The following is a 12,223-nucleotide window of genomic DNA, read 5'->3' as shown; positions in this document are numbered from 1 at the left end:
GCAATTAATTGGCATAACCTTTCATCAAAGCATACTAGTGGGCGTTTTTGCTCAGGTGGTTGAGCATATAAATCAAGCACATCTTCCATTCGGTATACGAATTCTGAACTGATTTGTGGGATGCACCTTCTCTTAGCGCACGCTGGACTTTAAGAATGTTAGCAGACAAACTTGTGAGTCTTGAAATAGTTGATAGCTTGAGCAAAAGTACAGTTGGTCGGATATTAAAAAAAACGAGCTAAAACCTTGGCTAAAAGAGCATATCCACTTTGCGGACGCTCTTGTAATTCCATTGGTAATGGATAACTTAAATACTCATACAATCGGTGCATTGTATGAAGTGTTTGAACCTGCCGAGGCCAGACGAATTGCCAAAAAATTAGAGATTCACCATACACCAAAACATGGTAGTTGGTGAGCCAGTGCGCCCTTGCGGTTCCCCGACTTGAAGCAACTGGCTTTCCCGTTGGGTTAAATATGGTTGAATCTGAATTGTCTGTACTCGTTCGTCAATGTCTTCAAAGAAGAATTCCGGATCTTGAAACTTTAGAAACAGAGGTATCGATTTGGGAGAGCGATCGCAATCAAAATAAAGTTTGTGTAGATTGGCGTTTTCGTACAGAAGACGCAAGAGTTAAGCTTTCAAAGATTTATCCAACCCCTCAAAATTAATGGGACAGACCACTAGCAAGTTCCAAAGTCATTAAGGGAACTGCCAAAATTGCACTATAGTGGATGGCAACTTTAGTGTCAGCCTAACGCTGTTGGGGCTAACGCCGCAAAAGAACCTCCCAGGTAGAGCCACCAACTACACCGTCAGCTTCTAAACCATAGCGCTTTTGTGCAGCTTTCACGGCTGCTTGGGTTGTCTCGCCAAAGTCTCCATCGGCATCGCCTTTCAAGAACCCAAGCTTTTTCAGTTGTTGCTGCAACTTCACAACTTCAGAACCACGTAATCCTATACGCAAAATTGGCAATCCTTCTGAGGTGTATTGAATACCAGGGGTTCGCTTAGTAGTTGTGTTTGGCTGAGTTCGAGTAGTTTGCCTAGTCCGTGTAGTTGACTGAGTTCGAGTAGTTGATGTAGTACGATTCGGCGTTTTTTGTGTGCTTGAGGTTGTAGTTTTTCTTGGAGTAGCAGGTCTTGGCTCAGGGCTAGTCGCAACTCGTGTTACAGCTTGTCTTGGGGTAGTAGGTCTTGGTTCGGGGTTAGTCGGAACTTGTGTTACAGCTTGTCTTGGGGTAGTAAGTCTTGGTTCGGGGTTAGTCGGAACTTGTGTTACAGCTTGTCTTGGAGGGTTGGGATTTGCAACGTTGGTGAGGTTACTAACCTGGGTTGGAACAGGAAAATTCGTAGCTGAGTTAAATCTTGGCTGTGATGAACGAACGGTTGATGCTGCTACTGGTTGATTAGGGAAAAGTCGTTGCCAAGTGCTGGCATCAACAATGCCATCTGGATTTAAGCCAGCAGCTTGTTTAAACCGGGCAACAGCACTGGCCGTATTCTCACTATATGTACCATCTACAGCACCAGAATAAAAACCCAAAAGTTTCAGAGCTGCTTGAAGTTCAGATACGCGTTCACCTTGGCTACCAACTTTGAGGATAGCGACCTCCGGCTTGATACTCCATCTCCTGTGCCTGAAAAGAGCCAATATTACTTACCCACAGCCAAACAGGAGATATCAGAGGCAGTTACTCAACAGCCCAATCAACCTGAAAATACCCCACCTGACAAGAGCCAATACAACTTGTTCAATCCTACACCCAGGGAACTGATGCGAGATTTCAATTCAGGTCGTCCTAGCAAAACTGACAGTCCTTATACTGTTGATGCCGGACATTACCAAATTGAGGTGGATTTAGTAACCTACACCAGGGATACTAATAACCAAGACGACATAGATGTCAAAGGCTTCCAAACTTTCATTCCCAACATTCGAGTAGGTTTGCTAAATAACGTTGAGCTTCAGATTAGCCCGCAAACATACAACAACGTGCGTACCGAGTTTAGAGATGGTACTACAGAAAAGAATTCTGGCTTTGGTGATACTACAGTTGGTGTGAGAGTCAACTTTTGGGGCAATGATGGCGGCACAACTGCTTTTGGTATGGTATCTTTTATCAAATTGCCCACCAATCAAGATAATCTAGGAAATAATTCGATTGAGGGTGGCGTTACTTTTCCCTTGGCGATTGAGTTATCTGAAAAATGGAACGTAGGTTTGCAGACCCAGTTCAACTTCAATAAAAATGAGGCTGACCTCGGATATAATGTGGGATTTGTCAATAGCGTTGTCTTCGGCTACCAAGCTACAGATAGACTGGGTACCTATTTCGAGCTATTCACAGATATTACTACTGAGAGTGGCTCAGAATTAGTTGCCACCTTTGATACTGGTGTAACATACCTCCTGACAGAGAATTTGCAGCTAGATGCGGGTGTCAACATTGGGATAACGCAGGCAGCAGATGATTTTAATCCTTTTGTAGGCTTCGCTGTGCGCTTCTGAATACCTACTGGAGCTTTTGGGCGATCGCGCACAATATTAACGGATAAAAATGGGCATGGGGTATGGTATCTATATCGATAAACATCGAAGTAGTATTTTCAAGTCAGCTAACAATTGACTTAAATTAGGTTGTCAGGAGCGAAAGGACATTGGTAACTCGGATCGCCTGTCTCCACCTGAATGGTTGGGTGTTCAATGCTGAAATTATCGTGAAGTTCACCGACTACCCGTGCTAAAAAAGTATCACCGGGATAACCTGCTGGGATGACAAGGTGAACAGTCAGAAACCCCACGCCTAAAGGCGGGGGCACAGAAATTGTCCCACATCTGACCAGATTAAGCCTTCATTGGCTACGTTAGAGGCAAGAGTTTAAGTCCTACCGGGGGATGCGTAGCTAGTCCCTCGCTCTAGAACCGAACGATTAAACAGGTCTACAAGGGTTAAGCCAGTGTTGTTTGGATAGTACCGACCTCTAACATTATCAAAGCTAACTTTACCCGAAAGGAGGCTCTTAGGAGCAAAACATTATGTCCAAAGTATTTGTTTTAGATGCAGAAAAAAGACCCCTATATCCAATTCACTCTGCACAGGCTCGACAATTATTAACGAACAAAAAAGCAGCAGTATTTAGACGCTTTCCTTTCACAATTATTTTGAAAGAGTCGCGTCTTGATTCAATAGTATCACCACTACGATTAAAGATTGACCCTGGCGCAAAAACAACTGGAATTGCATTAGTTAACAATTCAACTGGAGAGGTTGTATTTGCAGCAGAATTAAAACACAGAGGTTTTGCAATCAGAGACGCTTTAACCTCTAGACGGCAATTAAGGCGTGGTAGACGAGCAAGGAAAACTCGTTACAGGCAACCGAGATTTCTGAATAGAACCCGTCCTCAAGGATGGCTACCACCGAGCTTACAAAGTCGAGTTGATAATATTAAAACGCTTGTTGAGAAGTTACGCCGATTTGCACCAATTACGGCTATTAGTCAAGAGCTAGTACGCTTTGATATGCAGTTGATGCAGAATCCAGATATTCAAGGGAACGAATATCAGCAGGGTACGCTACAGGGCTTTGAGACTCGTGAGTACTTGCTTGAAAAGTGGAACAGGGAATGTGCTTACTGCGGCGTTAAAGACGTTCCTTTACAAATAGAACACATTCACCCAAGAGCGAAAGGAGGCTCTAACTCAATCGCAAACCTGACACTAAGTTGCGAAAAATGTAATGTCAAAAAGGGGACTAAAGATATCAAAGACTTTCTGAAAAAAGACCCCTCAAAATTAGAGAAAATCTTGAAACAAGCAAAAAGACCATTGGCAGATGCAGCAGCCGTAAATACAACTAGATTTGCATTACTGAACGTTTTAAAAGCAACTGGATTACCAGTAGAAACAGGTTCTGGTGGTTTAACCAAGTTTAATCGCAGTGAGCTAGCCCGGTCTTGTTGCTCCAACAAAGAGGGACTGGCGAACCCGGAGGGTCAACAAAGGCTCGAAAAAACTCACTGGTTAGATGCTGCTTGTGTTGGAACATCAACACCAATTCTCAACATTAAAGGTGTCAAACCATTGTTGATTACAGCATCGGGTCACGGTACTCGTCAAATGTGCGGAACTGATAAGTTTGGATTTCCGAGTCGTCACCGCACAAATAAACAAATACATTTTGGTTTTCAAACTGGTGACATTATCAAATCAGTTGTTACTAGCGGTAAGAAAGTAGGCGTTTATGTTGGACGGGTTTTGTGTCGAGCTACGGGTAGTTTCGATATCGCTACAAGCAAGGGAAGAATATCGGGCATCAGCCACAAATATTGTTTAGCAACTCATAAAAAGGATGGGTATTCCTATGCGATTTTTTGACGGCGATTAAAATCGCCTACGCCTTGCCCCCATGCTTGAAAGCAGGGGCTTCCACGGCGAGAGGTGTTTGGTGAGTGCTGTTTCTGTGGTACTCATTGCCCAAATATGTAGGTCATGAACTTGAGCCACGCCAGGGAGTTCGGTTAGATAAGTACGGACAGCTAAAGGTTCTATTCCTGCTGGTACAGCATCTGTAATCAAATTCAAGGATTCCTGCAAAAGTCCCCAAGTGGCAGCTACAATCACCACAGTAACAATCAAACTCACCGCTGGATCAAACCACAGCCAACCTGTAGCAATAATTGCAATACCAGCCAGTACAACCCCTACAGATACCGCAGCATCTGCAACTAGATGTAAGAATGCGCCTCTGATGTTCAAGTCACTTTTACGCCCCGACAAGAACATCAAAGCACTTACTGTATTAATGAAAATTCCTATAGCTGCTACTGTAATTACTATTCCTCCTGCTACCGGAGCAGGTTCACGAAACCGTTGAATTGCTTCCCAGCCAATACCGCCAGAAACAACTAGGAGAAAAGCGGCGTTTAAAAGCGCAGCCAAAATTGAGGTGCGACGCAGCCCGTAGGTGCGACGTGATGTCGGGCGACGACGGACGAGGATGCTTGCGCCCCAAGCAAGTAGTAAACCCAAAACATCACTCAAATTGTGACCCGCATCGGCAATCAAGGCAAGGGAGTTAGCAACAATGCCATAGGTTGCCTCAATGAGGACAAAACCAGTGTTTAGGGCAACACTGATAACAAAAGCGCGGTTGTAATTACTGCCACCGCGATCGTGTCCGTGACTATGATTGTGAGACATGACTATCAGCTTTTAAAAAATAAAATAGGATTTCTATATCTTTCTTCTATCTTAATAACAAGAATTATCCTAGTTTTGAACTTTGCCTATTAACATACAAGCAGTAGACTATTGTTTTTTATAAAATTAGGGACAGTAGTTAAATAATGAAATAAGCTCATTTGAAACATAACTGTCCCGCAAGCAAGACAAACTTGCTATTGATTAAAATTAAACCGACCGTTTAGCTTTTCACCGCCGACATCCGCAGTAATTTTCACCTGATATTGACCAGTTGCTTGTTCTGATACTTCTGCTTCGTAGAGTTTACCATCAGCGTTATAGGCAAGAGGTACCGACTTTTGTTTCCCATCTGGTAGTTGAATTGCAGCTGTCACTTGAGCATTAGAAACTACCTCATGCTTCTCGCCTTTTTTCAAATAAAAATCTAAATGAGTTCCTTTATTTTCTTTTTCTGTGACTAACTCTAAATGATATTGACCTGATTCAACAACTTGACCACCGTGTGAATGTTCTTTACCTTCTTGTGATTCATCGTTTTTATGAGAATGGTCTTTCTCATCATGTTGTTTGGATGAATCACCTGATTTAGTAGCTTCGGTTTTTGAGGTATTTGCTGCTGTATTTGTAGTAGATTCCGTGTTACTATTTGAATTATTTTCTTGGCTTCCGCCATTACAAGCTCCCAAGAAAAGTAATCCTATACTTGTAAAAGCAACCAAACCTAATTTTAATGATTTCATGGGTTCACTCCTCATCACTTGTTAGTAATTGAAACACAATTTGGTATCTGAACAGTTGGCAAAAACATAGAAAAATAGTCCTAAATACCAATTTACACGCATTACAGCTACAAATCATTCCTCCTTTGCCGCCTGCTCCCTTGCTGCTTATTTGTAGCAACCTGAAAGTGAAATGGTACAAACCAGTTAACAAGGAGCAGGTAAAGATACGGCGTTATCAGCTCCAGAAAATATGAGGTTTTTACCTCATACAGTTGAACCTTGGGTAACTTCAATATTTTGTATTGGTGTGGTCTTTTTCGGAATCAGAAACTTACGAAATTGCACATAGCAAGCCGGAAGCACCAGCAGAGTTAAAGCAGTTGAGGTAAACAAACCACCTAACACCACAACAGCTAATGGCTGAAGAATTTCTTTTCCGGCTCCACTACCAATTACCAAAGGCACCATACCTAGAGCCGATGCTAACGCTGTCATCAAAATAGCAACTAAGCGTTCCATCGAACCTTCCATCAAAACCTGCCGTAAAGGTTGTCCTTCTGCCAACCTTGCATTGTAGTTTTCAACCAACAAAAGTCCGTTTCGTGCTGCTACACCAAATAGAGTAATAAATCCTACCATTGAAGCTACGGAAACAATGCCGCCAGTCAAGGCGATGGAAACCACACCACCAATCAACGCCAAGGGTAAATTAATTAAAATCATGATGGTTGCTGGAATTGACTTGACGGCAAAGTAAAGTATGACTGCGATCGCTACAAATGCTAATACCCCAGCCCAAAGTAAAGTTTTTGTTGCTCCCTCTTGGGCTTCAAATTGACCGCCGTATTCAATAAAATATCCAGGTGGTAATTGTACCTGTTGTTTAACCCTGTCTCGAATATCCTTAATTACAGAACCCAAATCTCGCCCAGCTACGTTGGTAGATACAACTATGTAACGAGAGACGTTCTCGCGGTTGATGGTATTGGGGCCGGTACTGTATTCAATTTTGGCAACTTGAGCTAAGGGAATTTTTTGTCCGTTGGGTGTATCAACTAATAAATTACGGATGATTTCTATATTATTACGGTAGCTTTCTTGCAACCAAACATTCATGTCAAAGGTTTGTTGCTGTTCCAATACTTGGGAAACGACTCGCCCATTGAGTGCAGTTTCTACTGTCTCTGATAATTCCCCAATCGTTAGGCCATAACGAGCAGCTGCATTCCGGTCAAACTTAATTTGCACTTGTTTCATTGGTACTTGCGGTTCTAGTTGCAAGTCTGCTAAACCCGAAACCTCACTTATAGCTGATTGCACTTGTTGACCAATGGTACGAAGTTGCTCCAACTCGGTACCGAAGATTTTCACGGCGATCGCACTTCTTACCCCCGACAGTACCTCATCCATTCGGTGAGAAATAAAACCACCGATGTTAGGAACTACACCGGGAATTTTCTCAAATTCTTCACGAATCATTTCAATTGTTTCTTCTCGATCTTTTGCTCCCTCCTCACTCAGCTGCACATCAAGTTCCCCAGCGTTAACGCCAGCTATCTCAGTATCTCCTTGAGCACGTCCAGAGCGGAATTGAGCGGTTTCAACTCCGGGATTTTTTTTCAAAGCTTCTTCTATCGCCAACCCTGTTTGATTAGTAGCTTCTAGAGATTCACCAGGCATGAGAACGGCGGCAACCACGAGGGCACGATCTTGAAACTCTGGTAAAAAAACTTGCCCTAAACCAAGTAAAATTACCATTGAAGCCACAAAACCAGCGAACGCTGTTATCAAAATAATTTTGGGGCGACGAATAGAAAACCTCAAAGCTGGACTATAAAGTTTATGCGTTTGTTTTTCTAACCAGGTTTCTGTACTTGGCAATCTTGTATTCACCAGCAGTAGGGCGCACATTGCTGGGGTTAATGTCAACGCTACCAAGGTAGAAGCAGCAATTGATAGTAGATACGCTAAACCCATCGGTGTAAAAATCCGGCCTTCCACACCAGAGAGGGCGAAAATCGGTGCAAAGACGACGGCAATAATAATTGTGGCAAACAGAACACTAACGCGCACTTCCACCGAACCATTGAAGACTACTTGCAATGGTGGGATGGGATTTCCAGCGAGTTGGTTTTCCCGCAGACGGCGGTAGACGTTTTCCATATCAACGATTGCGTCATCCACTACCGAACCAATAGCTACCACTAGTCCGCCCAAAGTCATAGTGTTTATGCCTTGTCCCGTCCAGTTGAGAATCATCATCCCCAGTAATAAGGACACGGGTAGAGCGCTCAAACTAATGATGACTGTGCGCCAATTCATTAAGAACAGAATCAGGATGACGGAAACGATGATAGTGCCATCACGCAAAGCTTCTTCAACGTTTTTGAGCGAGGCTTCAATAAAATCTTCTTGACGAAAGGTAGTTGTAATTTTGACATCCTTTGGCAGACCGGCTTTAATTTCCTCTATTGCCGTCTCAACTGCTTTCGTGACTGACGGTGTATCCGCAGTTGGTTGCTTGTTAACTGTCAGAATAATTGCCTTTTTTCCAGCAAAACTACCGTCACCACGTTTGAGTGCTGCGCCAATTTGTACATCAGCAACCTGTTCTAACAATACTGGAGTGCCATTTTGGGCTTTAATTACTGATTTCTTTAGCTGTTCGATAGACTCAATCCGCCCCACACCTCTAACCAATGTTTCTTGGTCTGGAGTAATTAAAAATCCTCCTGGTGCATTAGCGTTGGCGGCAGCGGCGGCTTTGGTGACATCATCGAGAGTAACATTAAACGCTTTTAGTTTATCTGGGTTAACCAGTACTTGATACTGACGCTCATCCCCACCATATATGATGATATCACTGACACCACGGACAGCCAGAAGGCGGTTTTTCACTTGCCAGTTGACAATACGCCATACATCCATTAAAGGCGTGGTTTCAGAAGTGAAGGCATATTTAACAGTCCATCCTAAAGCGGAACTGACGGGAAGAATTTCTGGGTCTTCCACGCCTTGCGGTAGCTGACTGCGTGCTTGTTGCAACCGCTCCGTCACCGCTTGGCGGGCGCGATAAATGTCCGTATCCCAACTGAAGGTGGCTCTTACAGCAGAAAGACCTACAGCAGAGGAAGAGCGTAAAGCTTCAAGTCCAGGAGTTCCGTTTATTGTACTTTCTATAGGACGAGTCACCAGCGACTCCACTTCCTCTGGCGCTAAACCAGGGGCTTCGGTCTGAATTTCGACTTGAGGCGGAGAAAAGCTGGGAAACACGTCCAGTGGCATTTGTGTGAGGACACGAAAGCCCCAAACAGATATGAGGATGGAAGCAATAACTACTAGCCAGCGTTGAGCGATCGACCATTTAACAATAGAATTAAGCATTTTTAAACGCGTTAAGGGATGTCTGCTTGCTGTGCAGCTAAGTAAGTTTAAAGATCAAGTACTTTACCTACTCTCCCAAATGAAGATGAAATTGAGATGAAATTTTTAGGGACAACAGGTGGAAGTTTCAGGTTAGCAATTGTTACTAAACCATCAACAGTCAATCCAATTCGCAATTGGTAATTCCAATGGGAATCCAGCAGAAGATTGTAATCACGATTTAGAAGGTAATTTTGGAAGCCTTATGGAGCAAGGGCTTTAAAGCCTATGCCTGACGCTTTTTTCTACAGAGAAACAGGTTTTCGGGGTGTTTTGAGTCCTTAACCTTCCAAATTGTTAACTTATCTCAGTTAGCCGTTACTGGAGAACGTTGCGATATATATTGGGCATAGTTTTTAACCTATTCTCTCTATCTTTGCCCCATATCATATTCCCAAAAAGGATCTTTTTGAAGGGTGGTTAAGAGAGTTGAAAACTTGCATAAAGTAGTTAAAAAATATTAATTTATTACCAATATACTCAGTGCAACTGTACACAATCCGATATTGTCTGAATGCTACATCGGGTCTGGAAGAGTTAGTTACGAGCGTTAACAGTGAGACTTTAATGTTAAACGACTATCACACTTTGGTTGCTGAGTCGGGATGTTTATTGATCTATTGAAACTCTAGTATTGGGAGATACACAGTGTCAAAAATCCAGCTTGTTGATAACTACAAACAAAAATCATCAACGGTAACTTCAACAAAGTTTTACTTAGGAATTGCCTTCTTAACTTGCATAGGGCTTTTAAGTGCTGCTCATCCAGCTTTAGCACATCATGCCATTAGTGGTAAAATACCGTCTAATTTCTTTGAAGGGTTTTTGTCTGGGTTAGCCCACCCCGTTATTGGTCACCCATAATTAATAATATGCAGGGAATGATCACAGCAATATGCAGAAGATGATTGTCTTTCAATCACAAAATGGCAGTAATAACTGGAAAAATTGAGCTAAAGCAGCTTATCGTTTCCTCAACAGTTCGATAACAAAATTGAATAACCCAACTATTCCGTAAGGTTTGTTGAAAAGTTGGGTTTGACAATTATTTGAATTACTTAGGGCTGAATCTGCTGAAGGAGAGCTTGTGTTTGCTGATACCGAAGAGTATCTCCTTGCCGTTGAAACAGACTTGCAGCTTGCTCTAAATCATTAATGGCATTTTTGCGATCGCCTAAAGCATATTCAGAAAGTCCTCGGTTGCCGTAGGCATCAGCTAAGTTAGGGTTGATTTGTAGTGCTTGGGTAAAATCTGCGATCGCCAGTTTGTGATTTCCCTGTCTATAATTCAAAAAGCCCCTATTGTAGTAACCATCTACAGACTTCGGATCAATTCTAAGTACCTGGTTAAAGTCCGTAATAGCCGCTTCAATGCTTCCTAGTTCCGCATGAGCAGTTCCCCGACCGTTGTAAGCATCTGTATGGTTGGGGTTGAGTCGTAGTGCTTGATCAAAGTCGATAACGGCTGCTTTAAAGTCTTTTAATTGAGACTTTGCTAAACCTCTGAGGCAAAAACCTTCGTAGTATCGGGGATTTAATTGTACTACCCGACTAAAATCCTCTATTGCACCGTTGAAGTTGCCTTGCTCAAGCTTTTGCACTCCCTGGTTATGGTATTCCTGAAAATTCATCTGTTGGATGCGTGTTGGTGCTTCCTGTGCAGCATGGACAGCAACAGGTATTCCACTCAGTACGCTAGTTGTTATTCCTAGTATAGTAACAGCTTTGCGAATATATTTCATGGCTTGATTTTCTCCTTGATAGATATATCAAGACAGAGGCACGGGATTGTTCTCCACTAGATCTATCCTAAGCGGTTTAAACAGATTTAGAGATTTAAACCCAGCCAAACCAAAGTACTTTGTAATAGCAACCAAACATTTAGCCCGACGATAACAATAGCGACCAGCCAAGCTAGAGATTTGAGCCACAAAGGATTCACAAATTCTCCCATTAAGCGACGGTTACTCGTAAACATCACCAATGGAATTACTGCAAAGGGTAACTGCAAACTAAGGATAACTTGACTAAGAACTATGAGGCTGCTTGTGCTATGTTCCCCAAAGATAATAATTGTAATCAACGCTGGAATGATAGCAAGCAGACGGGTAACTAAACGCCGTAACCAGGATGGAAGGCGAAATTGTAAAAAGCCTTCCATCACAATCTGCCCAGCTAGAGTTGCAGTTAGTGTCGAACTTTGCCCAGAAGCAAGTAAGGCAATCCCAAAGATGGCACTAGCAGCACTAACACCTAACAATGGTGAAAGCAGTTTGTAAGCTTCTTGAATTTCTGCCACATTCTGATTACCAGAAAAATGAAATGTGGCGGCAGATACAATTAAAATTGCTGAGTTGATAAACAGTGCTAACGATAGAGCAAAAGTTGAATCAATTGTGCCAAACTTAATTGCTTCCCATCTTTTTTCAGTATTAGGTTGCCAATCACGGGTTTGCACAATAGAGGAGTGTAAATATAAGTTGTGAGGCATTACTGTTGCGCCTAAAATGCCAATCGCAATGTAGAGCATTTCTGGATTTTGTAAAATTTCTTTCTTGGGCAGATATCCCAATAAAATCCCTCCCATATTAGGTCGAGAGAAGAGAATTTCTGCTGTGAAACAGAAGCCTACGGTTGCTACCAGCATTATTACCAAGGCTTCTGTATAGCGAAAGCCTTTATGTTGCAGGAATAGCAATATTAGGACATCCAGCGCAGTGATGCACACACCCCATATCAAGGGAATACCGAATAAAAGTTGCAGGGCGATCGCACTTCCTAGTAGTTCTGCCAAGTCACAAGCTGCAATAGCAATCTCACACAGTACCCACAAACAAAAGCTTACCCTTGAACTGAAATAGTTTCGAC

The 12,223-nt window shown here is 42.7% G+C and carries 10 protein-coding genes and 1 pseudogene; 4 read left to right on the top strand and 7 right to left on the bottom strand.

Going from position 1 to position 12,223, the window contains the following annotated elements:
* Positions 1-477: 477 nt before the first annotated feature.
* The gene (locus LC574_RS06925; protein ID WP_229452318.1) at positions 478-672 is read left to right on the top strand and encodes a hypothetical protein; all 195 of its coding nucleotides are present in this window, start codon (positions 478-480) and stop codon (positions 670-672) included.
* Positions 673-770: 98 nt separating this feature from the next.
* On the opposite strand, the gene LC574_RS06920 is transcribed toward LC574_RS06925, so the two are convergent.
* The gene (locus LC574_RS06920) at positions 771-1,547 is read right to left on the bottom strand and encodes a peptidoglycan-binding protein (protein ID WP_229452316.1); all 777 of its coding nucleotides are present in this window, start codon (positions 1,545-1,547) and stop codon (positions 771-773) included.
* A 39-nt stretch (positions 1,548-1,586) separates the two neighbouring features.
* Here LC574_RS06920 and LC574_RS06915 point away from each other — a divergent pair, with 39 nt between their 5' ends.
* Positions 1,587-2,513 carry a transporter gene (locus tag LC574_RS06915; protein ID WP_229452315.1) on the top strand — a complete coding sequence of 309 codons (927 nt, stop codon included), beginning with the start codon at positions 1,587-1,589 and terminating at the stop codon, positions 2,511-2,513.
* 119 nt (positions 2,514-2,632) lie between these two features.
* On the opposite strand, the pseudogene LC574_RS06910 reads toward LC574_RS06915, so the two are convergent.
* Positions 2,633-2,797: pseudogene (locus LC574_RS06910) on the bottom strand (cation transporter); the annotation flags it as partial.
* A 244-nt stretch (positions 2,798-3,041) separates the two neighbouring features.
* On the opposite strand from LC574_RS06910, the gene iscB reads away from it, so the two are divergent.
* Positions 3,042-4,382 (top strand): RNA-guided endonuclease IscB, encoded by a 1,341-nt coding sequence (iscB, locus tag LC574_RS06905; RefSeq protein WP_229452314.1) that lies wholly within the window; start codon positions 3,042-3,044, stop codon positions 4,380-4,382.
* Between the two features lie 6 nt (positions 4,383-4,388).
* On the opposite strand, the gene LC574_RS06900 is transcribed toward iscB, so the two are convergent.
* The 3 genes from LC574_RS06900 to LC574_RS06890 all read right to left on the bottom strand — a co-directional run bounded on the left by LC574_RS06900 (position 4,389) and on the right by LC574_RS06890 (position 9,316).
* Positions 4,389-5,207, bottom strand: a complete 819-nt coding sequence (locus LC574_RS06900) for a cation diffusion facilitator family transporter (RefSeq protein ID WP_229452313.1) — start codon at positions 5,205-5,207, stop codon at positions 4,389-4,391.
* A gap of 197 nt (positions 5,208-5,404) precedes the next feature.
* Positions 5,405-5,950: a hypothetical protein gene (locus LC574_RS06895; protein WP_229452311.1), complete on the bottom strand. Its 546-nt coding sequence runs from the start codon at positions 5,948-5,950 to the stop codon at positions 5,405-5,407.
* Between the two features lie 246 nt (positions 5,951-6,196).
* Positions 6,197-9,316, bottom strand: a complete 3,120-nt coding sequence (locus LC574_RS06890) for an efflux RND transporter permease subunit (protein ID WP_229452309.1) — start codon at positions 9,314-9,316, stop codon at positions 6,197-6,199.
* 687 nt (positions 9,317-10,003) lie between these two features.
* Between LC574_RS06890 and LC574_RS06885 the strand changes: the two genes are divergently transcribed.
* Entirely contained in the window at positions 10,004-10,219 is a 216-nt protein-coding gene (locus tag LC574_RS06885) for a hypothetical protein (RefSeq protein WP_229452307.1), read from the top strand.
* A 194-nt stretch (positions 10,220-10,413) separates the two neighbouring features.
* Here LC574_RS06885 and LC574_RS06880 read toward each other — a convergent pair whose 3' ends face one another.
* The gene (locus LC574_RS06880) at positions 10,414-11,097 is read right to left on the bottom strand and encodes a tetratricopeptide repeat protein (protein WP_229452305.1); all 684 of its coding nucleotides are present in this window, start codon (positions 11,095-11,097) and stop codon (positions 10,414-10,416) included.
* A gap of 86 nt (positions 11,098-11,183) precedes the next feature.
* Positions 11,184-12,223, bottom strand: a 1,040-nt coding sequence (locus LC574_RS06875; protein ID WP_229452298.1) for an Nramp family divalent metal transporter, incomplete at its 5' end; no start/stop codon positions are given.

It is taken from the genome of Nostoc sp. CHAB 5715 (assembly GCF_020829685.1).
Lineage (GTDB): Bacteria > Cyanobacteriota > Cyanobacteriia > Cyanobacteriales > Nostocaceae > Nostoc.
Note: the sequence above shows the minus strand (reverse complement) of the source record. Positions and strands in the feature narration are given on the sequence as shown.

Excerpts from the sequence above, each read along its gene's own strand:
- LC574_RS06925 (WP_229452318.1), top strand. The coding sequence starts at position 478 with ATGGTTGAATCTGAATTGTCTGTACTCGTTCGTCAATGTCTTCAAAGA.
- iscB (WP_229452314.1), top strand. The coding sequence starts at position 3,042 with ATGTCCAAAGTATTTGTTTTAGATGCAGAAAAAAGACCCCTATATCCA.
- LC574_RS06890 (WP_229452309.1), bottom strand. The coding sequence starts at position 9,316 with ATGCTTAATTCTATTGTTAAATGGTCGATCGCTCAACGCTGGCTAGTA.
- LC574_RS06900 (WP_229452313.1), bottom strand. The coding sequence starts at position 5,207 with ATGTCTCACAATCATAGTCACGGACACGATCGCGGTGGCAGTAATTAC.
- LC574_RS06880 (WP_229452305.1), bottom strand. The coding sequence starts at position 11,097 with ATGAAATATATTCGCAAAGCTGTTACTATACTAGGAATAACAACTAGC.
- LC574_RS06895 (WP_229452311.1), bottom strand. The coding sequence starts at position 5,950 with ATGAAATCATTAAAATTAGGTTTGGTTGCTTTTACAAGTATAGGATTA.